We start from the raw sequence: 21185 nt of genomic DNA on the forward strand, positions 1-21185 counted from the left end.
TTTTTTTAAAGGTATTTTGCCATAATAACCAACAACATTTTAACAAGATTAGCTGTTATTTTCAATTTTAAAAAAAACAGCCAGTAAATACCCTAAAATAAATACCTTTGCATAAGTGATATAAATACAAAATTCATGTTTTTAAAAATTCCAAATTACATTAAATATAGTCTTGTTCATATACTTTGCATGTTTCTATTTATTCTTTTTTTTAGAGTCATCTTTTTTATGTTTTTTGCCGACTTAGATGGAATTTTAAATACGGAAATAAAAAAAGCATTTTTATTAGGAATTCGCTTTGATATTAAATTGGCTATTATTTCTCTTTTTCCTTTGGTGTTGTTTACTCTAATAGCAAACTATAATTTCTTTAAAAAGAAAATTTATAAAAAATTAGCAAATTTCTATATCGTTACTATTTACATTGTATTGCTCTTATTTTTTATTTTTGATTTCGGTTATTACGATTATCTAAATATTCGTTTAGATGCATCTTCTTTACGTTTTTTATCTAATTTTAAAATTTCTAGTCAGGTTTTAGTTGAAAGTTACCCAGTGTATAAAGGTGTGTTCGGATTATTACTATTTGGCGTTGTTATTTTAGTATTTTCTAAATATCTCCTAAAAACATTTACACATCAAAAAACAGCAATTCAGAAAAAAGTAAAAGCTGTCTATTTTATTTTTATTTTTTTGATGATGACTTTTGGTATATACAACAGTATTACACATTATCCTTTAAGATGGAGTGAGGCTTTTTTCTCGAAAAACAATACTGTAAATCAAGCTGCATTAAATCCCGTTCTTTACTTTTTTGATAGTTTTGCTTTTCGAAGTGAAGGCGTAAACATAGCTGAATTTAAAAAATATTATCCTGCTTTAGCAGCACACTTACAACTACCAAAAGATAGCATTTCTTTTGAAAAAAAAGTTACTTTTAAAGAAACGCATACCACAAAACCAAATGTTGTATATGTAATGTTAGAGTCTACTGGTACAGCAACATTAAGCTATTACGGAAACCCGTTAAAAAGTTCTCCAAACATAGATAGTATACTTCGAAAAAGTTTGCGCTTTTCTAAATTTTATGTCCATAAGCCAGGAACTGCTGGTAGTGTTTTTGCTAGTATTACTGGTTTACCTGATATTGATGACATAAAAACGGTATCAAGAAATCCGTTAGCTATAGATCAGCGTATTATTTTTGACCAATACCAAGGATATGAAAAATTATATTTTATTGGAGGAAGTGCAAATTGGGCAAATATTAGAGGGGTTTTTCAATCTAATATTAAAGATCTTAAAATTTTTGAAGAAGGAAGTTACGAAACAGAAAACAGAGCTGATGTTTGGGGAATTGACGATTACGATTTATTTAAAGAAGCAGATAAAGAGTTGAGTAAACTTCAAAAAAACAACCAACCATTTGTTGCGTATATTCAAACAGCAACCAACCATATGCCCTTTACAGTGCCAGATAAAAAAGAAAACTTTTATCCTATCTTAGAAAGTAATATTTCTGAGGATATATTGCTAAAAGGTGGATTTCGTTCTTTAGGACAATTAAACGGTATGCGTTATTTAGATTTTAATGTGAAACGTTTTTTAGAAAGAGCTCAAAAATCTGGCTATTACGATAACACCATCTTTGTTTTTTTTGGAGATCATAGAGGCGGAATGAAAAAACTACCTTTTTTAAATGATAAAGAAGATGAATTGGGAATTCAAGTACATCACGTTCCATTTTTTATTCATTCACCCAAATATATTGCTCCGGCAACCATAAATAAATATGCCAAACTTGTAGATGTTTTTCCAACTGCTACAAGTATAGCTAAAATTAATTATACGAACTATACGCTAGGAAGAAACCTACTAGACAGTACTTATACGAATACGAGTGCTTTTGTATATATTCAGAATAAAGGAGAAAAAGCAGTTGGTGTTATAAAAGATGGTTATTACTATGAGAAAACAAATAGTTCTAAAACAGTAAAGTTGTATCATTTAGAAACTGGTATTAAAAAGGATTTTAAAGAGGAGTTACCAGAAAAAGCACAAAATTTAGATAGTCTTCTAGAAGGCTATTATCACAGTACAAAGTATTTATACTTTAATAATAAAAAAGACTAATTAAATGCCGATTTATGAATCGACTTGTATATTCTAAAGTATACATTTGCAAACAGCACACCAATAAAAATACCAACAACTATATCTATAGGAAAGTGAACCCCTAAATACAACCTACTATATGAAAAAATGGCAGGAAAAAGTAATATCAAATAGATATTCTTCACTTTTTTTCTTAATAATAAAACTACATATACCGAAAAGAATGTAGACGTAGTAGCATGGCCAGACATAAAACTGTAACTACTTGGGTTTATTAAAGTTCTAAGCAAATGTTGTATTTCAGGATCGTTGTTAGGCCTTAAACGTGCCACTGAATTTTTTATTAGATTGGTAAATTGATCTGAAAAAGCGACCAACAAAATCATAGAAAAAATAATAAATAAACCATTTTTCCATCCATAAAACTTTATGATTAAGTAAAAAATAAAGATAAATAATGGCGACCAGTACAATTGATTTGTAATGGTGAGCCATAAAGGGTCCCAAAATTCAGAGCCTAAATTATTTAAAAAAATTAGTAACTCTTTATCTTTGTCAATAATGCTCTCTATCAAATTAGTTTGCTACTTTTAATATTTCTACTTCAAAAACCAAGTCTGCCTTTGCAGGAAAAGGACCATATTTTTCTGAGCCATAAGCTATAGAGTAAGGGATAAATAAACGAGCTTTTTCTCCTTCTCTTAATTTTAGTACACCTTCTTTAAAACCACTTATCATTGGTTTTGTTGCATCATCTAACCTAAAAACAAAAGGAGTTTGTGCATCTTTGGAAGACTGAATTTTTTTACCATCAGCTAAATAAATAGTGTAATTTGCTGTAATAGACTTGTTAGAAACAACTTTTTTCCCGTTGCTTTTTTGTAACTTTAAAATGCGCAAACCAGTGCCTGTTTTCTTTGCTTTTGGCTCGCCCATTTTTAATAAAAAGGCTTTTTTATCCTCTAAAAATTTAGAATATCTCTCTTGTTCTATTAACTTTTCTTTGGCCAATAATTCTTTTTGAGACTCTCTATACTTTACTTCTTCTGTTTCAAAAACTTCTGGAGCATTAAAATTTGCCGCAAAACTACCAACTCTAATTATTCGAACATCTTTTATTGTATCGTTTTGCTGAATAGAGTTTACCACTTGCATTCTTGCAGAGTCAATGGCTCTTTTTAGAGCATCTGTTTCCAAAAATTTTAATTTTAAACGCTCTGAAATTTCTGCGTTTACAGTGGTTTTTCCAAAAACACTGTGTTTACTATCTAAATGAGGAATGGCTCTATGGGTAACAAAAAACTGACTATTATTTGTAGCCGGTCCTCCGTTAGCCATAGACAACACTCCTTTATCATCATGTTTAAAAAATAAGTTATCTGATGAATCTTTTGGGAATTCATCTCCAAAAAGATATCCTGCATTTTTTCTTCCTTGTGTTGTGTAACCACCTGCCTGAATTACAAAGTTTGGTACAACTCTGTGAAAAATAATTCCTTTGTAGAAATTAGTTCCCTTTAGTGAGTCTAACAAACTAGGATGGTTTCCTTCTACCAATGCCACAAAGTTAGCTACTGTTTTTGGCACCTTATCTGCATAAAGTTCTAAAAAGATAGTCCCTTTATTTGTTATAATTTCTGCGTACATGCCATCCTCTAAGTTTTTAAACTTATTGGGCAAACAAGAAATACATAAAGTTACTGTTAGTAAAAGGAAGAAAAAATTTTTCATACTTATTTTACAATTTCTAGTAATTCTACTTCAAAAATTAAAGTAGAAAAAGGTTTAATTTCTGCACCTCTTTCTTGAGCACCATAAGCTAATTCTTGTGGAATATAGAATTTATACTTAGAACCTACGTTCATCAACTGTAAACCTTCTGTCCAGCCAGTTATAACTTCATTTAACCCAAATTCTGCAGGAGTACCTCTATCTACAGAGCTATCAAACACTTTACCATCTAAATTTGTACCATGGTAATGCACCTTTACTCTAGTGGTTGGTCCTGCTGGCTTATCTCCTTTTCCTTCTTTAAGCACTTCATATTGTAAACCACTTTCTGTTGTTACAATACCAGACTTCGTTTTATTTTCTGCAAGAAATTCTTCACCTCTTTTTTTATTTTCGCCAAACTTAGCTTCTGCAGCTTTGGCCGCCTTTGCTTGTTGTTCTTTCATCATTTCCTCTCTTTTCTTGTTAAAGTAAGGACCTAATATTGCTTGAATTTTGTCTTCTTTAATTAAAAGATTTGTAGAGTCTAGTCCGTTTATAATTCCTTGAACTAAAACAGCTTTGTCTACTTCCTTAAAGTTAAACCTTAGTTGGCCAGCCATGCTAAGACCAACTGCATAACTTACAGAATCTAACTCTGTTTCTAAAGACTTTACTTCTTTTAATTGGTTTCCACAAGAAAACATACTTACTGTAATTGCAACTGCTGCAAAACTTTTTAAAAATCTCATTTGTTTAAAATTTATTTAATATTAATTAATTTAACTGTACTCTTTATTATTGTATTCACACCAATTTTATTTCCGTCGCCAGCTATCCCAAATGCACTATATGAAGGTATTATAAAAGTTACTACTTCTCCTTTTTTCATAATCTTTATACCTTTTTGAATTGCTGTTATAAAATCTTCTTTATCAACTGTGTATGTTTTTTCTCCTAGAGATTCTTTGTCATAAATAACATTCCCTTCTATATCTGCTATATCATACTCAAAAGTAACAATATCACCCATTTTAGGTGTTGTAGCATCTTTATTTATTTTAGTGATGTATGTATACCAAAATCCACTTTGCGAATCTACATAAGTATTCACAGAATCTCGAGCAATATAATCTAAAATAATTTCATTTTGACGAGACATTATTTTTTTTGATGTCAAAATATTCTCTTGAAAAATAGTCGTTGCTGGTTTAGGGTTTATAGGATGTCTTGGAACAGTTTTTTGACAGCCTACAAGAGAAATCGTAAGTAAAACTAAAAAAAAACTATGCTTCATAAGAGGTATTTAAATCATTTTTATATTTAGGTAACAACTCTTTAAAGGCTTCTATGGTTTGATTCATAGTACCTTCGAACCTACCTCCGGCCGCATTGTCATGGCCTCCTCCATTAAAATGGTTTCTAGAGAATTGATTTACAGAAAAATGTCCTTTTGAGCGAAAAGAAATTTTTATAATATTTTGTTCTTTATCTTCAATAAAAATAGCAGCAAAAACAATTCCTTTAAGAGAAAGTGCATAGTTTACTACTCCTTCGGTATCTCCTTTTTCGTAATTGAACTTACTTTTTTCTGCCTCTGTTAGAGTAATAAATGCAGTATTGTATTCTGGAAAAATCTGTAAATTACTAAGCGCTTGACCTAACAACAACAGTCGCCCATACGAATTTGAATCATATACATTATTATGAATCTTATCATTTTCTGCGCCTTTTTCTATTAAATCAGCAATAATTCTGTGAGTTTTACTAGTTGTAGAACGATATCTAAAAGAACCTGTATCTGTCATTATACCTGTATACAAACAAGTTGCAATATCTTTATCAATTAAATGTAAATCGTTGTTTAAGTCTATAAACTGATACACCATTTGACAAGTAGAGCAAATAGAAACATCAGAATACATATATTTTACGTCATCTGGTTGCTGGTGATGATCTATCATCGCAAAATCATTCGGATACTTTTCTAAGGTGCTTTGCATATCTGTCCCTACTCTATGCAATGCATTAAAATCTAATAAAAAGATGATTTCTGAATTATTGATAGCTTTTTGAGATTGACTATTTTGCCAATTGAAACGATAAGTATTTTCCGAACCGGGCAACCAATGTAAAAAATCTGGGTACTCATTTGGCACTACTACAGTTGGTAGATGTCCTTTTTTCTTTAAATAGTGATATAGCGCTAATGTTGCTCCCATAGCATCTCCATCGGGATTTCTATGACCAACAATAACTATATTTCTTGGTTTTTTTAAAAAACCTTGTAAATCCTCAAATCCTTTTAAAATCATAGTTTGCGAAGATACAATTTAATCCTATTTTACAAAGAATAAATTAATGTACATTTGTTGAATTAACATAATTATAAACGAATGAAAACAATTCAAAAACTACTTATTTTCTCGCTTGTAATTACTCATTTATCTTGTATTTCCAAAAAAAATACTGCTAGTTTAAATGATGATTTTACAATTGCTTTTGGTTCTTGTAACAAACAATACAAAGAAAATATACTCTGGAAAGAAATACTTAAAAACAACCCAAACTTATGGATTTGGGGAGGAGACAATGTATATGCCGATACAGACAACATGAGTGTTTTAAAAGAGGCATACCATACTTTAAGCCAACAAAAAGGATATGAAAAAATAGTACAAAAAATACCTATTATGGCTACTTGGGATGACCATGATTATGGTTTTAACGATAGCGGCAAGGAATTTTACATGAAAGCTGGAGCACAAAGTGCCTTTTTAGACTTTTTTAAGGTTCCTAAAAATAGCTCAAGAAGAAAACAAAAAGGAATCTATAACAGTAAAGTTTTTGAAACTCAAAAAGGAAGTGTTAAAGTGATTGTTTTAGATACCAGATATTTTAGAGACTCACTAACTAAATCATCAAGCACAAAAAAGCGTTTCACACCTAATACAAATAAAGAGAGTACTATTTTGGGTGCTGCACAATGGAATTGGTTAACTGAAGAATTAAATAACTCTAAGGCAAATTTTAATATTATTGTAAGTAGTATTCAAATTTTAGCCGCAGAACATGGTTTTGAAACCTGGGGAAATTTTCCTCATGAGGTTCAAAAACTTACGGAAATAATTAAAAACAGCAATGCAAAAGGAGTTCTGCTACTTTCTGGTGATAGGCATATTTCTGAATTCTCAAGAACAAATATAAAAGGCATAAATTACCCAATAATCGATTTTACATCGAGCGGATTAACGCACTCCTATAACGGTTTTACTTCAGAGCCAAATAAATATAGAGTTCAAAATGTAATTTCAGAAATTAGTTTTGGACTGCTAAAATTTAATTTTGAGAAAAATAATATTACCATGCAAATGCGCGGCAAAAACAATAAAGTTTTACAAGAACTTGTTCAACAATATCCAAAAAACGAATATTTAGAATAAAAGTAGTACTTTTGCCGAAAATTTAAAAAACCGAAATGGCAACAAATAGAACATTTACAATGTTAAAACCAGATGCAGTAGAAAATGGGCATACTGGTGCAATTTTAGAAAAAATTAATGGTGCAGGATTTAGAATAGTAGCTTTAAAGAAAACTCAAATGACTACAGCAGATGCTGAAGCTTTTTACGCTGTTCACAAAGAACGTCCGTTTTTTGGAGAATTAGTTGAGTTTATGACTCGTGGTCCGATAGTAGCTGCAATTTTAGAAAAAGAAAACGCAGTAGAAGATTTTAGAACCTTAATTGGGGCTACAAATCCTGCGGAAGCAGCTGAAGGAACTATAAGAAAAATGTATGCTACATCGATGGGAGAAAATGCCGTACATGGCTCAGATTCTGATGAAAATGCAGCTATAGAAGGAAACTTTCATTTTTCTGGAAGAGAGCAGTTTTAAAAAACGCTCCTCGTTTTATTCTATTACAATAAAAAAATCGCGTGTTTCCACGCGATTTTTTTGTCTTTATAATAAACAGTTTTTAAACCAACATCAATTTCTTAATTACTTCCTCACCTAGCTCTTCATTCATCATTTTTATAATCTTATCTTTTCCATAAGTTAGCTCCTCTCTTAATACAGAAGAATTTAAGCTAATAACCAAAGTATTGTTTTGTAATTTTACGCTTGTAGTATGAGTAGCAATTCCTGGTCCCATCATTTTAGACCAAGTTTCTTCAACTTTTATCTTTTGCATGCCTTTTGTCAGATTATTTTCTTTGATAAAAAGTTGCATTATCTCTTCTATTGAAAAAGAATCATTTTTTCTTTTAGACATTTAAATTACTGGTTTTTAATACTATTTAACAATGTTTGAGTGATATTGATTATTATTTTTTTTAGATTATAACTTAAAAATTTGATAGGCTTTATTACTCTTTTTAACAATATTTTCTGTTCTTTCAGAATGTGTATCGGTAATAAAAATTTGACCAAATTCATCATTATCTACCAAATCTATTATTTGAGCCACTCTTTTTTCGTCTAATTTATCAAAAATATCATCCAATAATAAAATTGGAGTTACTTGAGATTGCCTTTTTATAAACTCGAATTGGGCTAATTTAAGGGCAATTAAATATGATTTTTGTTGCCCTTGAGAACCAAACTTTTTTATTGGGTAATCTCCAATATCAAAACTCAAATCATCTTTATGAATTCCGGTTGTTGTGTACTGAATTATTTTATCTTTCTCCAAAGAATGCTGCAGTAAATTATCCATTGAATTGTCGTTTAATTGACTCTTATATAAAAGATTTACGTGTTCTTTATCACCAGAAATTATCTGATATTTTTGATTAAATATAGGAATAAAAGTAGTTAAAAACTCCTTTCTAACCTCATATATTTTGGTTCCTAAATTAGCCAATTGTTCATTGTAAACATTTAAGTTTAGCGCATCAAAAGTTCTATTTGCGGCAAAGTATTTTAACAATGCATTTCTTTGAGAAAGCACTTTGTTATAATTTAACAAATCTTTTAAGTACGTTTTATTTTGTTGAGAAATAACACCATCAATAAATTTTCTTCTAGTATCGCTTCCTTCAGTAACTAAATCTCTATCTGCCGGAGAAATTATTACTAATGGAAGCTGACCAATATGTTCAGAAAACTTTTCATAATTCTTTCCATTTCTCTTTAGTATTTTTTTTTGCCCTTTTTTTAAACTACAAATAATTTTCTCATTTCTATCATTTAAAAGATAATCACCCTCTATCATAAAAAAAGTTTCTCCGTGTTTAATATTCTGGACTGCCACCGAATTAAAGTAACTTTTAGCAAAAGAGAGATAATAAATAGCATCTAACACATTGGTTTTACCAACGCCATTATCACCTACAAAACAATTTATTTTTTGCTGAAAATCAAAAGATTGTGATGTTAAATTCTTAAAATTAAGTACCGAAAGTTTTTGTAAATACATGAATATAATTAGTTCTAAAAACGGAATTGCAAATTATTGAAAATTTGCGAATTATTGGCTTTTAAAATCCAATTAAAAAAACTATTTTTGTCGCCAATAATTTTTAACCAAAATATGGCAACTTACAAGAAAAAATATAAACCAGAAGGTAAAAAAGAGCAACAGCAAGTAGAAGAAATGGAAAGCACAACCGCAGAAGTATTTAATACTTTAGACGAAACTGCATCTAAATCTGAGCAATGGATTGAAAAAAATAGCAAATTATTATTTACTTCTTTAGTAGCTATTGTAGTTATATTTTTAGGTTATTTAGCCTACAGTACTTATGTTGTAGCTCCAAACGAATTAGAAGCTTCTAACGAGTTGGCGTTTCCAAGAAAGTACTTTGATGAGGCTTCAACGGCTGGTTCTGGAATAGATTCTTTGCTAACTCTTGGTTTAGAAGGAGCAGACGGAAAGTATGGCTTTATAGATATTGCTAAAGTATACAGCGGAACAGATGCTGGAAATTTAGCGAACTATTATGCTGGAGTATCTTATTTACAAATGAAACAATATGACAAAGCTATTGAATATTTAGGTAAATTTGACTCTGATGACGAAATGCTTGGCCCAGTTGCTTTAGGAGCTATGGGTGATGCTTTTGCAGACATTAACCAGCCAAAAGATGCCCTAGAATACTACACAAAAGCAGCAAATAAAAGAGACAATAATTTAACTACTCCTCTATTTTTATACAAAGCAGCACAAACAGCCATGGAATTAAAAGAGTTTTCTAAGGCAGCATCTTTATTTACTAAAATTAAAGAAAACTATGCTTCTTCTGAACAAGGTAGAGATATTGAAAAGTTTATAAATGCCGCAAAATACGCAGCAGAATAAAGTATATGGCAACAACAAATTTATCTTATTACGATAAAACAACAATCCCAAATGCGAAGTCTTTTCGATTTGGGATTGTTGTTTCTGAATGGAATCCTGAAATTACAGAAAATTTAAAAGACGGTGCTATTGCTACTTTATTAGACTGTGGTGCTTTAAAAGAGAATATAACAACTTGGCAAGTTCCAGGAAGTTTCGAGCTAGTTTACGGAGCTAAAAAAATGATTCAAACTCTTAATTTAGACGCCATAATTGCCATTGGAAACGTTATACAAGGTGAAACAAAACATTTCGACTTTGTTTGTGATGGTGTAACTCAAGGCATTGTAGATTTAAATATAAAATATGATGTTCCTGTAATTTTTTGTGTTCTTACAGACAATACAAAGCAACAATCTATAGACAGAGCTGGAGGAAAACTAGGTAATAAAGGTATAGAATGTGCCGTTGCAGCTATAAAAATGGCTGCCATTAAAAACAGCAACACAAATACAGAGAGCATCGGCTTTTAAAACGCAAGTTTTTATATCTAAAAAGAATCCCTAACTTTTTAGAATATCTAAATACTTTTATCAACTATATTAGGCATTTTATTCTAAATTAATTAAATTTGATAAGCCTAAAATATGGTACAAAAATTGATGTATCATTAACAATATCAGTTATCTTAAAAATATGGGATTCTTAAAACGTACAAACAAAAAATTTGATTATCAACCTCGCTATTACAAAGGAGAAGGAAATCCTTTTAAAATAGAACATAAGCTAGATAAATATAGAAGTACGGTTGGTAAAAACAAAGGCATTAAAGGTACTTTTAATGAAGCTTTAAGCGATTTAAAAAATACTGATAAAAAAACAAGTAGTACCATTTTGGTAATAATTGCCATTTTGGTATTTATCTTCTTATACATCATCGATTTTGATATCTCAATATTTATAAAAAAATAATGTCGGATATTATTCAGCTTTTACCAGATCATGTTGCCAATCAAATTGCAGCAGGAGAAGTAGTTCAAAGACCAGCCTCTGTTGTAAAAGAATTACTAGAAAATGCCATAGATGCTGGTGCTACCAATATAAAACTTCTATTAAAAGATGCTGGAAAAACCCTTATTCAGGTTATTGATGACGGTAAAGGAATGAGTGCAACGGATGCTAGAATGTCTTTTGAAAGACATGCCACATCCAAAATTAAAAAAGCAGAAGATTTATTTAATCTTCATACAAAAGGCTTTAGAGGAGAAGCTCTTGCCTCGATTGCCGCTATTGCTCATGTAGAATTAAAAACTAAAGAACCTAAAGAAGAATTAGGTACATGCATAAAAATAGCTGGAAGTAAAGTAATTTCACAAGAGTTTATATCTACAGCAAATGGAACCGTTTTAGCTGTTAAAAACTTATTTTACAATATTCCTGCAAGAAGAAATTTCTTAAAGTCTGATACAGTAGAAACAAGGCATATTATAGATGAGTTTCAAAGAGTAGCATTAGCACATCCAAATATTGCATTTCTCTTACACCATAATAACAACGAAGTATATCATTTAAAAAGTAGCAATTTAAGGCAACGTATTGTAGCTATTTTTGGGAATAAAATGAACGAAAAATTAGTTCCTATTGATGAAAAAACAGATATATTAACCATTCATGGTTTTGTAGCTAAACCTGCATTTTCTAAACGTAAAAGAGGGGAGCAATTTTTCTTTGTAAATGACCGGTTTATAAAAAGTTCTTATTTAAACCATGCGGTTGTTAGTGCTTTTGATGGCCTTTTAGAACAAGGTGCTCATCCGTCTTATTTTTTATACCTATCGGTTCCTAGCAACACTATCGATATTAACATTCACCCCACCAAAACAGAGGTGAAATTCGACAATGAAAAAGCGCTTTATGCAATGCTTAGAGCAACTGTTAAACATAGCTTAGGGCAATACAATGTTGCTCCGGTTTTAGATTTTAATAGAGATTCTAGCCTAGACACTCCTTATCATTTTAATGGAAAATCAACCGCAGCAAGCACACCAAAAATATCTGTAGATCCTAATTTTAATCCTTTTAAAGAAAAGATAAAACAAGGAAAAGATTTTCAATTTAAAAAAGAAGTAAAAAACGAAAGCTGGGAGTCTTTATATACAACGAGTATAGAAACAGAGCAAGAGCAACAAGCCAAACTATTTGAACATCAAGAAGAAGAAAAAACACAAAAAACATTTCAAATTCAGAAAAAATATGTGTTAAGTTCCATAAAATCTGGCGTTGTATTAATTCATCAATCATTGGCACATCAAAGAATATTGTATGAAGAATTTCTTGAAAGCATAACTGTAAAAGATGCAAATAGCCAACAGTTATTGTTTCCTGTAAAAATTTCATTTTCTTCATCGGAAATAGAAATTATTTACACCATAAAAACAGAATTGGAAAGTGCAGGTTTTTCTTTTGATGAATTTACAAAAGATAGTGTTACTATAAAAGGAATTCCTAGCTCTGTTACAGAAAGTAAAATAGGAATAATTTTAGAAGAACTATTAAACGATATTAACTTAGAGGTACCCGATGCAAATTACAGTCATTTCGATACAATGGCTAAATCTTTCGCAAAAACACTTTGTATAAAAACAGGTACAACAATTACAGAAAAAGAACAAGAAAATTTAGTAAACAACCTGTTTTCTTGTAAGGAACCAACAACATCGCCTAGTGGTAAATCTATTATTAAAACCTTAAAATCTGCAGAATTAGATAAAATATTTAACTCTTAAATATGAACAAGATTACAGACGGTATTAAGCACCTAATCATTATAAATGTAATTGTATTTATTGCACCACAATTTTTACAATTAGATTTTACTAATTTGTTAGCACTGCACTTTCCAAAGAATGAAAATTTTGGCTTTTGGCAATATGTGAGTCATATGTTTATGCACGGTAGTTTTGCACACATATTGTTTAATATGTATGGACTTTGGGCATTTGGTACCCCTTTAGAACAAATGTGGGGCAAGAAAAAATTTTTATTTTTCTATTTCTCTGCCGGGATTGGCGCAGGAATAATTTATACTCTAGTGAACTATTATCAATTTTCTACAATTTACGAACTCTTTTTAAATGCTGGTTTAACACCTTCTGAGGTCATTGCAATTTTAGAAAAAGGGAGTACTAATGATTCTAGAGTAGTTGCATCGATTACCCAACAACAGTTTAGTAAAATATCGATGCTTTATAACACTCCTGCTGTAGGTGCTTCTGGAGCAGTTTATGGTGTTTTAGTAGCATTTGGTCTATATTTTAAAGATGCTAAATTGGCATTAATATTTTTCCCAGTACCCATTGCTGCTAAATATTTTATACCTGTGATGATTTTGGGTGATTTATTTTTTGGTATGACTAAATACTCCGTAGGAAATATTGCTCATTTTGCCCACATTGGTGGTGCTTTAATTGGACTTATTATTGCATATTATTGGAAAAAAAATCAGTTTAAACCTAGCTAATGACATTTATAGAAAACATTAAATACAAGTTTAAAACAGCCAATATAGTAGAAAAAATAATCTACATAAATATTGCTGTTTTTGCCATATCGCTGTTAATATCTGTAATTCAAGGATTATTTTTAAGCGAGGTAAATTTTATTACAAAATGGTTTTCATTAGATAGTAACTTTAATGAATACCTATTAAAGCCATGGTCTATAATTACATATGGATTTTTACACGCAGGCTTTATACACTTAATTTTTAATATGATTACCTTATACTTTATAGGTTCTCTATTTATACAATACTTTACTCAAAAACAGCTTTTAAACTTCTATATATTAGGTACATTATTTGGTGGATTGCTCTTTATAATTAGTCAGAATTATTTTCCATTGTTCGAAGGAAAATCAGCATTATTAGTTGGGGCATCTGCAGGAATATCTGCAATTTTTATTGGTATTGCTACTTATATGCCAAACTACCAACTAAAAATTCCGCTTATTGGTTTTGTAAAAATATGGCATTTAGCTGCGGTTTGGTTATTTTTTGATATTGTTGGTTTAATTGGCCCCAATGCTGGTGGAAGCTTCTCACATTTAGGCGGAAGTCTATTCGGTTTTTTATATGTAAACCAAGCAAGCAATAAAGAAATTACTTTTTTAGACAACATACTTTCACTTTTTAAAAGAAAAGAAAAACCTTTAAAAACCGTTTATAAATCTAATATAAAAACGAAAAAAAAAGAACAAAATACACCACCTAATCAGCAACAAATAGACGCTATTTTAGATAAAATAAGTAAATCTGGTTACGACACACTAACTAAAGCAGAAAAAGATTTTTTATTTAAGCAAGGAAAATAATAAATGAAGAAGCTCTCTTTTTTAGATAAATTTATTTTTTTGGTAAACTCTGTTTTAGCAACACTTTTGCTATTATCCTATTGCTTACCACTGGTATCACCAAAAACAATTCCTTTTTTTACCATTTTAAGTCTTTTCGTTCCAATACTATTACTCTTAAACTTATTGTTTATTATTTACTGGTTATTAAAATTAAAAAAACAATTTTTCCTCTCTACACTAATTATATCGATTGGTCTTTTCGTTTCTAAACCTTTTTTCAAAATATCTAGTGAAAACAGTGCATTAAATAATGACTTAAAAATAATGAGTTATAATGTAAAAGCTTTTGACCTTTTCTTCAAAAAAGGAGTAAGTAACGGATTGGAATTTATAAAAAGTAAAAATCCAGATATATTATGTATACAAGAATATTTTAGCAGCTCAAAAATTAAAATTAACTACCCTTATCAGTATGTAAAGAAAAAGGGAAATTTTGGAATGGCAATTTACTCAAAATTTAAAATCATTAACTCTGGTTCATTAGATTTGGCTCAAACTTCAAATAATATAATTTTTGCTGATGTTCTTAAAAATAATGACACAATTAGAGTGTACAATACACACTTCGAGTCTTTAAGAATAAAGCCAAATGAAGAAAATTTTGGCGAAAAAGACTCTGAGAAATTATTCATTAGACTCTCAAGTTCTTTTAAAAAACAAGCAGTACAAACAGCTGTTTTTTTGGCTCACGAGCAAAATTGGCTTGGGAAGAAAATAATTTCTGGAGACTTTAATAATACAGCTTATTCTTGGATGTATCATCAAATTTCTAAAAACAAAAAAGATGCATTTATAGAAGCTGGTAAAGGGTTTGGAAAGACTTTTAACTATTTTTTTCCGTTAAGGATTGACTACATTCTAACAGATAAAAATGCAATCATAAACAAATTTGTAGTATATAATGAGGAGTTCTCCGACCACTACCCTATTCTAGCTAGAGTAAACTGGTAGTTCTATTTTTCGAAACTATACGCTCTTTCTACCTTACAAATTCTTAATTGGTATTTTGCATACCATTTTTCCCTCCCTAAAACTCTTGCCTCTGTATGCTCCAAATTATTTTTCCATTTAGAAATAGCCTCTAAACTAGACCAATAAGAAACCGTAATTCCGATAGAATTTCTGGCAGACTCAATTCCCAAAAAGCCCTCTTGTTGTTTGGCTAAAGTGATCATTCTTTCTGATGTTTTCTCATAACCATCTATATTTTCTGATAATACAGTAGAAAAAATAACTGCATAATATGGAGTATCTATATTGGAAACTAACATTTTTTTAGGATTCTAATATTTGGTGTAAAATTACCCTGTAAATATAATTTTTATTTAGAAGATGTAGCTTATGTATTTCAAAAATCATGAATAAAATTGTAATTTTGCAATCAATAAATGTATCGACATGGAAGCCAATAAAAAAGTTGCGTTTTACACATTAGGATGTAAATTAAACTTTTCTGAGACATCTACAATTGCAAGAAACTTTGTTAAAGAGGGTTTTGAAAGAGTAGAATTTGAAGAAGCAGCAGATATTTACGTTATCAATACATGTTCTGTAACAGACAATGCAGATAAACGTTTTAAATCTATTGTAAAAAACGCACTCAAAAAAAATGAAGATGCATTTTTAATTGCTGTTGGCTGTTATGCACAACTAAAACCAGAAGAATTGGCTGCTGTAGATGGTGTCGACTTGGTTTTAGGCGCCACAGAAAAATTTAATGTTACAGCTTATATAAACGATTTAACAAAGAATAACACCGGTGAAATTTACTCATGTGAAATTTCTGATGCCGACTTTTATGTTGGCTCTTATTCTATTGGAGACAGAACAAGAGCTTTTTTAAAAGTTCAGGATGGATGTGATTATAAATGTACTTATTGTACTATACCATTGGCCAGAGGAATATCTAGAAGCGATACACTAGAAAATGTTCTAAAAAATGCTCAAGAAATTGCCTCTAAAGGCATTAAAGAAATCGTATTAACAGGAGTAAATATTGGAGATTATGGAAAAGGTGAGTTTGGAAATAAAAAACACCAACATACTTTTCTAGAATTGGTGAAAGAATTAGATAAAGTTTCTGGCATAAATCGTCTAAGAATATCTTCTATCGAACCAAATTTACTAAAAGATGAAACCATACAATTTGTAGCTGAGTCTACAACTTTTGTTCCTCACTTTCATATTCCTTTACAATCTGGTAGCGACACTTTACTAAAAAGGATGAAACGTAGGTATTTACGAGAAACCTATACAAATAGAGTTTCAAAAATTAAAGAAACGATGCCAAACGCTTGTATAGGTGTAGATGTTATTGTTGGTTTTCCTGGAGAAACAGAAGCACTTTTTTTAGAAACTTACAATTATTTAAACGCTTTAGATATTTCTTATTTACATGTGTTTACTTACTCTGAAAGACCGAATACCGAAGCAGAAAACATGGAAGGCGTGGTTCCTAAAAAAGTAAGAGCTAAAAGAAGTAAAATGTTACGAGGTCTTTCGGCAAAAAAAAGACGTGCTTTTTACGAATCGCAATTAGGTAACACCTTAACAGTTTTATTTGAAAACGAAAACAAAGAAGGGTATATTAACGGGTTTACAGAAAATTATGTAAAAGTTAAAACTACTTGGAACCCAGCACTTTTAAATACGCTTCACACTATTAAACTTACAGAAATTGATGAAGATGGTTTGGTACGTTTTAAGTTTGAAAATGAACTTGTAAGCATTTAAAAAATGTTTTAAGAAATAATGCAAAAAGTGCCAGAAAATACTACTATTTATTTTTTACCTGGCTTAGCAGCAGGGCCCGAAATTTTTGAAGGTCTTACCTTAAATTCTTCAAAGTATACAAGTTGCTTTTTAGAATGGATGCTTCCACTTTCTGAAGACGAAAAATTAGAAAATTATGCCAAAAGGTTTTCTAAAAAAATAATTGGTAATAACATTGTATTAGTTGGAGTTTCCTTTGGAGGAATTTTAGCACAAGAAATTGCCAAAATTATACCCGTTAAAAAAGTTATTATTATTTCTAGCGTTAAAAGCAACAAAGAGTTTCCTTTTGTGTTCAAAATGGCAAAAGCAACAAAATTATACAAACTCTTTCCTACAAAAGTAATTGAAAACTTCGACCAATATACTTCTTTATTTGTTGGTAAAAGTCTTAAAAAAAAGGCCAATTTATATGAAAAATATTTATCGGTTAGAGAAAACACATACCTAAAATGGGGAATTAAAAACACTTTACATTGGAAACAAGATAAAATCCTTAAAAATATTACACACGTTCACGGCACAGAAGACAGTGTTTTCCCAATTAAAAACATTGATAATGTTACACGTATAGAAGGAGGAAATCATGCGATGATTATTACAAAAGCCAAAAAAATTTCTACTATTATTGATAGGGTTTTAACTTGTTAGTTTAGTGGTGATTTCTTACTTTTAGGGTATAAAAATTTATAGCCATGAAAACATCTTATAGAATATTGCTTTTACTTAGTATCTCGATAATTACACTCTTTTTTATTAACGGAATTAATAAAAATGAAACAGCTACAAAAGTATCAGATCCAGAGCTTCAAACTCATGAAACATACAAAATAAAGTCTTTAGACCTACCTCAAGACTTAAACTTAGCTGGAGAAAGAGTTCCTCTAGAAATAAATGATGTAAAAGAACGAATGGAGAGAGAGCTTTTGGTAAATACTTATTGGCAATCCAACGGATTACTACTTTTGAAAAGAGCCAACAAATATTTTCCTGTTTTAGAACCGCTATTAAAAAAGCACAATTTACCTGACGATTTTAAATTTCTTGCACTTGCAGAGAGTGCTTTTATAGACGAAACTTCATCAGCTGGGGCTGCAGGAATGTGGCATTTTATGAAAGCTACAGGAAAAGAATATGGCTTGGAAATAAACAGAAATGTAGACGAAAGATACAACATAGAAAAATCTACTGCTGTGGCTGCAGAATATCTAAAAAAATCTAAAGAAAGATTGGGTTCTTGGACGTTAGCAGCTGCTGCTTATAATGCTGGAAACTATGGTATTTCTAAAAGGCTTGAGGCACAGGAAGTAACTAGTTATTACGACGCTAAACTACCAGATGAAACAGAAAGATATATTTTTAGAATTCTTGCTCTAAAAGAAATCATTAATAATCCCGAAAAGTATGGTTTTGTGATTGAAAAAGACGATTTATATACTTTAGAAAAAACAAAAACTGTAAAAGTAGATACTGCAATAAGTAACTTAACGGCTTTTGCAAAAAAATTTAACATGAACTATAAAGAACTAAAAATTCATAATCCTTGGTTAAGAGAATACAAATTAAATAACAAAAGTAGAAAGCTTTATGAAATAAAAGTCCCTGTAGATTAATTTTTACAGACCAAAAAAAAGCTCAGAAAAATCTCTGAGCTTTTTTTTAGTCACTAACCTTCATCTTCTAGGTCTGTTAAATCTAAATCTTCGTCTTCATCAAAAGAATCTTCATCCTCTATATAATCTTCCATAGTTTGTTCTAATTTAGAACTAATTTTAACTAAGTAAATAGTGTCATCTGTTCTAACTTCCACTGTTTTTATAGTTTCGCCTTTAGAATTTTTAAAGGAAATAATATCTGAATAATCATATCCTGACGGATATTTTTCTACCAACATATCTAAAATATCAGTTGTTAGCTTTGCATAATCTACGATAACTCTCTTCATTTCTTTAAAAAATTACATTTCCAATAAATACGCAAAAATTAGTGGAGCAACTATAGTAGCATCACTTTCTATTATAAACTTGGGTGTATCTATATCTAGTTTTCCCCAAGTAATTTTTTCGTTAGGCACAGCTCCAGAATACGATCCATAACTGGTGGTAGAATCTGAAATTTGACAAAAATAACTCCAAAAAGGAGTGTCTGTTCTTTCCATATCTTGATACAACATTGGTACTACGCAAATAGGAAAATCTCCTGCAATTCCTCCTCCTATTTGAAAAAATCCAATTCCGGATGTAGCATTATCTGTATACCAATCTGCAAGAAAAGTCATATATTCTATACCCGACTTCATTGTACTTGCTTTTAGTTCTCCTTTTAAAACATAAGAGGCAAAAATATTTCCCATGGTAGAATCTTCCCATCCAGGAACTACCATTGGTAAGTTTTTTTCTGCAGCTGCATACATCCAAGAATTTTTAATATCTATTTCGTAATACTGTTCTAAAACACCCGAGAGCAAGAGTTTATACATGTATTCGTGTGGTAAATAACGTTCTCCGTTTTCTTCTGCCTCTTTCCAAATTTTAACAATATGAGCTTGTATTCTCCTAAACGCCTCTTCTTCTGGTATGCAAGTATCAGTAACTCTGTTCAATCCTTTTTCTAATAAACCCCACTCATCATGCGGAGTTAAATCTCTATAATTTGGTACTCTTTTGTAATGAGAATGTGCCACTAAGTTCATAACATCTTCTTCTAAATTTGCACCTGTGCAAGAAATAATGTGTACTTTATCCTGACGAATCATTTCGGCAAATATTTTACCTAATTCGGCAGTACTCATTGCTCCAGCTAAAGAAACAAGCATTTTGTTTCCTTTATTTAACTGATCTTCGTAGCCTTTTGCTGCATCCAATAGTGCAGCTGCGTTAAAATGAAGAAAATACTTTTCTATAAATTCTGAAATAGGTTTTTGATTAGTATTCATCTTCATCATTTTTAAATTTTGCTAATTTGCTAAATGGATTTTCCAAAGTAGTATCCTCTCCTGTATCATAGGTATCGTCATTAGAAGAAAATTTATAGCTTAACATTTTGTAAAATAATTTAGCTGCTAAAAAATCAGACGATTTTTCATTCTCATTAGGACAAAGTTCTACCATATCGAAACCAACAACATTTTTTTGCTCAAATACTTGTTTTAAAAAATCTAGTGTTTCATAGTAAAATAAACCTCCCGGCTCTGGAGTTCCTGTAGAAGGCATAATCGACGGATCTAAAGCATCTAAATCGAAAGTTATAAAAACATTTTCTGTTAGTTGATCTATAACATCGTCCATCCAATACTCATTAGTAGCCATATCATGTGCAAAAAAAACTTTTTCGGAATTCATGGTTCTTTTCTCAGAAATATCCATACTTCTTATGCCTACTTGTACCAAATTAGTTTGCGAATTTGCCTCATAAACAGCACATGCATGATTGCAGGTAGAACCTTCATACTCTTTTCTTAAATCGGCATGAGCATCTATATGTAAAACTGTCAAATTATCGAAACATTCATTAAATGCTCTAATTGTTCCAATAGAAATAGAATGTTCTCCTCCAAATAAAGTTACAAATTTATTTCTGTTAATATACTTTTTAGTAACTTCATGTACTTTGTCTACCATTGCTTCAGGCGAAGTATTTTCTGTAATAGGTTCTGCTAAAAAAACACCTTCTTTGTAAACCTCAGAATCTGTTTCAATATCATAAAGCTCCATATTTTCCGAAGCCTCTAAAAAAGCCTTAGGCCCTTTATCTGCGCCTTTTTGCCAAGTACTTGTTCCATCATAAGGAACTGGTATTACTACAATTTTTGATGTTGACAAGTTTCCGTATTCCTGCGGAATTCCTGCATAAGTTTTTGTGGTATTCATAATTATTTTTCTTTTTTTGTAA

The 21185-nt window shown here is 30.4% G+C and carries 24 protein-coding genes; 13 read left to right on the forward strand and 11 right to left on the reverse strand.

The features are described from left to right. Window positions 1-228 precede the first annotated feature (228 nt). Window positions 229-2133 carry an LTA synthase family protein gene (locus tag WHD54_RS01200; protein WP_233130951.1) on the forward strand — a complete coding sequence of 635 codons (1905 nt, stop codon included), beginning with the start codon at window positions 229-231 and terminating at the stop codon, window positions 2131-2133. Here WHD54_RS01200 and WHD54_RS01205 read toward each other — a convergent pair. The 5 genes from WHD54_RS01205 to WHD54_RS01225 are packed head-to-tail and all read right to left on the reverse strand — an operon-like array spanning window position 2130 to window position 6140. Next, complete coding sequence (locus WHD54_RS01205; RefSeq protein ID WP_233130952.1) at window positions 2130-2690, reverse strand: phosphatase PAP2 family protein; 561 nt, start codon at window positions 2688-2690, stop codon at window positions 2130-2132. The two genes, WHD54_RS01200 and WHD54_RS01205, sit on opposite strands and share 4 nt — an antisense overlap. Before the next feature lies 1 nt (window position 2691). After that, window positions 2692-3846 carry a peptidylprolyl isomerase gene (locus WHD54_RS01210; RefSeq protein ID WP_088322846.1) on the reverse strand — a complete coding sequence of 385 codons (1155 nt, stop codon included), beginning with the start codon at window positions 3844-3846 and terminating at the stop codon, window positions 2692-2694. Window positions 3847-3848: 2 nt separating this feature from the next. Then, a complete protein-coding gene (locus WHD54_RS01215) occupies window positions 3849-4577 on the reverse strand; it encodes an FKBP-type peptidyl-prolyl cis-trans isomerase (protein WP_088322847.1) in 729 nt (242 codons plus the stop codon). 11 nt (window positions 4578-4588) lie between these two features. Beyond that, entirely contained in the window at window positions 4589-5122 is a 534-nt protein-coding gene (gene gldI / locus WHD54_RS01220; protein ID WP_088322848.1) for a gliding motility-associated peptidyl-prolyl isomerase GldI, read from the reverse strand. Next, on the reverse strand, window positions 5112-6140 hold the full coding sequence (locus tag WHD54_RS01225) for a DHH family phosphoesterase (protein WP_088322849.1): 1029 nt from the start codon (window positions 6138-6140) through the stop codon (window positions 5112-5114). Before WHD54_RS01225 ends, gldI begins: the two co-directional genes overlap by 11 nt. An 81-nt stretch (window positions 6141-6221) precedes the next feature. Between WHD54_RS01225 and WHD54_RS01230 the strand changes: the two genes are divergently transcribed. Together WHD54_RS01230 and WHD54_RS01235 are read left to right on the forward strand one after the other, a co-directional pair. Next, window positions 6222-7268: an alkaline phosphatase D family protein gene (locus WHD54_RS01230; protein ID WP_088322850.1), complete on the forward strand. Its 1047-nt coding sequence runs from the start codon at window positions 6222-6224 to the stop codon at window positions 7266-7268. Between the two features lie 35 nt (window positions 7269-7303). After that, complete coding sequence (locus WHD54_RS01235; protein WP_088322851.1) at window positions 7304-7723, forward strand: nucleoside-diphosphate kinase; 420 nt, start codon at window positions 7304-7306, stop codon at window positions 7721-7723. 82 nt (window positions 7724-7805) lie between these two features. Here WHD54_RS01235 and WHD54_RS01240 read toward each other — a convergent pair whose 3' ends face one another. Both WHD54_RS01240 and recF read right to left on the reverse strand, forming a co-directional pair. After that, complete coding sequence (locus WHD54_RS01240) at window positions 7806-8102, reverse strand: DUF721 domain-containing protein (protein WP_088322852.1); 297 nt, start codon at window positions 8100-8102, stop codon at window positions 7806-7808. Window positions 8103-8168: 66 nt separating this feature from the next. After that, on the reverse strand, window positions 8169-9248 hold the full coding sequence (gene recF / locus WHD54_RS01245; protein ID WP_088322853.1) for a DNA replication/repair protein RecF: 1080 nt from the start codon (window positions 9246-9248) through the stop codon (window positions 8169-8171). Between the two features lie 87 nt (window positions 9249-9335). Here recF and WHD54_RS01250 point away from each other — a divergent pair, with 87 nt between their 5' ends. The 7 genes from WHD54_RS01250 to WHD54_RS01280 all read left to right on the forward strand — a co-directional run bounded on the left by WHD54_RS01250 (window position 9336) and on the right by WHD54_RS01280 (window position 15473). Beyond that, complete coding sequence (locus tag WHD54_RS01250; protein WP_394364872.1) at window positions 9336-10130, forward strand: tetratricopeptide repeat protein; 795 nt, start codon at window positions 9336-9338, stop codon at window positions 10128-10130. A gap of 5 nt (window positions 10131-10135) precedes the next feature. After that, complete coding sequence (ribH, locus tag WHD54_RS01255; protein ID WP_088322854.1) at window positions 10136-10642, forward strand: 6,7-dimethyl-8-ribityllumazine synthase; 507 nt, start codon at window positions 10136-10138, stop codon at window positions 10640-10642. Window positions 10643-10805: 163 nt separating this feature from the next. Then, window positions 10806-11081, forward strand: a complete 276-nt coding sequence (locus WHD54_RS01260) for a riboflavin synthase subunit beta (RefSeq protein ID WP_088322855.1) — start codon at window positions 10806-10808, stop codon at window positions 11079-11081. Continuing rightward, window positions 11081-12895, forward strand: coding sequence for a DNA mismatch repair endonuclease MutL (gene mutL, locus WHD54_RS01265; RefSeq protein ID WP_088322856.1), 1815 nt, complete (start codon window positions 11081-11083; stop codon window positions 12893-12895). Before WHD54_RS01260 ends, mutL begins: the two co-directional genes overlap by 1 nt. 2 nt (window positions 12896-12897) lie before the next feature. Then, on the forward strand, window positions 12898-13629 hold the full coding sequence (locus WHD54_RS01270; protein WP_088322857.1) for a rhomboid family intramembrane serine protease: 732 nt from the start codon (window positions 12898-12900) through the stop codon (window positions 13627-13629). Beyond that, entirely contained in the window at window positions 13629-14480 is an 852-nt protein-coding gene (locus WHD54_RS01275; protein WP_088322858.1) for a rhomboid family protein, read from the forward strand. The genes WHD54_RS01270 and WHD54_RS01275 overlap by 1 nt, the downstream gene beginning before the upstream one ends. A gap of 306 nt (window positions 14481-14786) precedes the next feature. Further along, window positions 14787-15473, forward strand: a complete 687-nt coding sequence (locus WHD54_RS01280; RefSeq protein ID WP_233130953.1) for an endonuclease/exonuclease/phosphatase family protein — start codon at window positions 14787-14789, stop codon at window positions 15471-15473. A 2-nt stretch (window positions 15474-15475) separates the two neighbouring features. Here the strand turns inward: WHD54_RS01280 and WHD54_RS01285 are convergent, their stop codons facing one another. Then, window positions 15476-15793: an antibiotic biosynthesis monooxygenase family protein gene (locus WHD54_RS01285; RefSeq protein ID WP_088322860.1), complete on the reverse strand. Its 318-nt coding sequence runs from the start codon at window positions 15791-15793 to the stop codon at window positions 15476-15478. 127 nt (window positions 15794-15920) lie between these two features. Between WHD54_RS01285 and mtaB the strand changes: the two genes are divergently transcribed. The 3 genes from mtaB to WHD54_RS01300 are packed head-to-tail and all read left to right on the forward strand — an operon-like array spanning window position 15921 to window position 18907. After that, entirely contained in the window at window positions 15921-17255 is a 1335-nt protein-coding gene (gene mtaB / locus WHD54_RS01290) for a tRNA (N(6)-L-threonylcarbamoyladenosine(37)-C(2))-methylthiotransferase MtaB (protein ID WP_088322861.1), read from the forward strand. 18 nt (window positions 17256-17273) lie between these two features. After that, window positions 17274-17945, forward strand: a complete 672-nt coding sequence (locus WHD54_RS01295; RefSeq protein ID WP_088322862.1) for an alpha/beta hydrolase — start codon at window positions 17274-17276, stop codon at window positions 17943-17945. Between the two features lie 44 nt (window positions 17946-17989). Then, window positions 17990-18907: a lytic transglycosylase domain-containing protein gene (locus WHD54_RS01300; RefSeq protein ID WP_088322863.1), complete on the forward strand. Its 918-nt coding sequence runs from the start codon at window positions 17990-17992 to the stop codon at window positions 18905-18907. Window positions 18908-18960: 53 nt separating this feature from the next. Here WHD54_RS01300 and WHD54_RS01305 read toward each other — a convergent pair whose 3' ends face one another. From WHD54_RS01305 to speB, 3 genes are read right to left on the reverse strand one after another with little or no spacing between them, the layout of a single operon-like run. Continuing rightward, window positions 18961-19239, reverse strand: coding sequence for a hypothetical protein (locus tag WHD54_RS01305; protein ID WP_088322864.1), 279 nt, complete (start codon window positions 19237-19239; stop codon window positions 18961-18963). A 12-nt stretch (window positions 19240-19251) separates the two neighbouring features. Further along, entirely contained in the window at window positions 19252-20229 is a 978-nt protein-coding gene (locus WHD54_RS01310) for a deoxyhypusine synthase family protein (RefSeq protein WP_088322865.1), read from the reverse strand. After that, window positions 20219-21163, reverse strand: a complete 945-nt coding sequence (speB, locus tag WHD54_RS01315; RefSeq protein WP_088322866.1) for an agmatinase — start codon at window positions 21161-21163, stop codon at window positions 20219-20221. Before speB ends, WHD54_RS01310 begins: the two co-directional genes overlap by 11 nt. Window positions 21164-21185 lie beyond the last annotated feature (22 nt).

The organism is Polaribacter tangerinus, from assembly GCF_038024095.1.
Taxonomy (GTDB): Bacteria; Bacteroidota; Bacteroidia; order Flavobacteriales; family Flavobacteriaceae; genus Polaribacter; species Polaribacter tangerinus.

Coding starts and splice junctions, on each gene's coding strand:
- WHD54_RS01200 (WP_233130951.1), top strand. CDS start 229: ATGTTTTTTGCCGACTTAGATGGAATTTTAAATACGGAAATAAAAAAA.
- WHD54_RS01210 (WP_088322846.1), bottom strand. CDS start 3,846: ATGAAAAATTTTTTCTTCCTTTTACTAACAGTAACTTTATGTATTTCT.
- WHD54_RS01215 (WP_088322847.1), bottom strand. CDS start 4,577: ATGAGATTTTTAAAAAGTTTTGCAGCAGTTGCAATTACAGTAAGTATG.
- gldI (WP_088322848.1), bottom strand. CDS start 5,122: ATGAAGCATAGTTTTTTTTTAGTTTTACTTACGATTTCTCTTGTAGGC.
- WHD54_RS01225 (WP_088322849.1), bottom strand. CDS start 6,140: ATGATTTTAAAAGGATTTGAGGATTTACAAGGTTTTTTAAAAAAACCA.
- WHD54_RS01230 (WP_088322850.1), top strand. CDS start 6,222: ATGAAAACAATTCAAAAACTACTTATTTTCTCGCTTGTAATTACTCAT.
- WHD54_RS01235 (WP_088322851.1), top strand. CDS start 7,304: ATGGCAACAAATAGAACATTTACAATGTTAAAACCAGATGCAGTAGAA.
- WHD54_RS01240 (WP_088322852.1), bottom strand. CDS start 8,102: ATGTCTAAAAGAAAAAATGATTCTTTTTCAATAGAAGAGATAATGCAA.
- recF (WP_088322853.1), bottom strand. CDS start 9,248: ATGTATTTACAAAAACTTTCGGTACTTAATTTTAAGAATTTAACATCA.
- ribH (WP_088322854.1), top strand. CDS start 10,136: ATGGCAACAACAAATTTATCTTATTACGATAAAACAACAATCCCAAAT.
- WHD54_RS01260 (WP_088322855.1), top strand. CDS start 10,806: ATGGGATTCTTAAAACGTACAAACAAAAAATTTGATTATCAACCTCGC.
- mutL (WP_088322856.1), top strand. CDS start 11,081: ATGTCGGATATTATTCAGCTTTTACCAGATCATGTTGCCAATCAAATT.
- WHD54_RS01270 (WP_088322857.1), top strand. CDS start 12,898: ATGAACAAGATTACAGACGGTATTAAGCACCTAATCATTATAAATGTA.
- WHD54_RS01275 (WP_088322858.1), top strand. CDS start 13,629: ATGACATTTATAGAAAACATTAAATACAAGTTTAAAACAGCCAATATA.
- WHD54_RS01280 (WP_233130953.1), top strand. CDS start 14,787: ATGAGTTATAATGTAAAAGCTTTTGACCTTTTCTTCAAAAAAGGAGTA.
- WHD54_RS01285 (WP_088322860.1), bottom strand. CDS start 15,793: ATGTTAGTTTCCAATATAGATACTCCATATTATGCAGTTATTTTTTCT.
- mtaB (WP_088322861.1), top strand. CDS start 15,921: ATGGAAGCCAATAAAAAAGTTGCGTTTTACACATTAGGATGTAAATTA.
- WHD54_RS01295 (WP_088322862.1), top strand. CDS start 17,274: ATGCAAAAAGTGCCAGAAAATACTACTATTTATTTTTTACCTGGCTTA.
- WHD54_RS01300 (WP_088322863.1), top strand. CDS start 17,990: ATGAAAACATCTTATAGAATATTGCTTTTACTTAGTATCTCGATAATT.
- WHD54_RS01305 (WP_088322864.1), bottom strand. CDS start 19,239: ATGAAGAGAGTTATCGTAGATTATGCAAAGCTAACAACTGATATTTTA.
- WHD54_RS01310 (WP_088322865.1), bottom strand. CDS start 20,229: ATGAATACTAATCAAAAACCTATTTCAGAATTTATAGAAAAGTATTTT.
- speB (WP_088322866.1), bottom strand. CDS start 21,163: ATGAATACCACAAAAACTTATGCAGGAATTCCGCAGGAATACGGAAAC.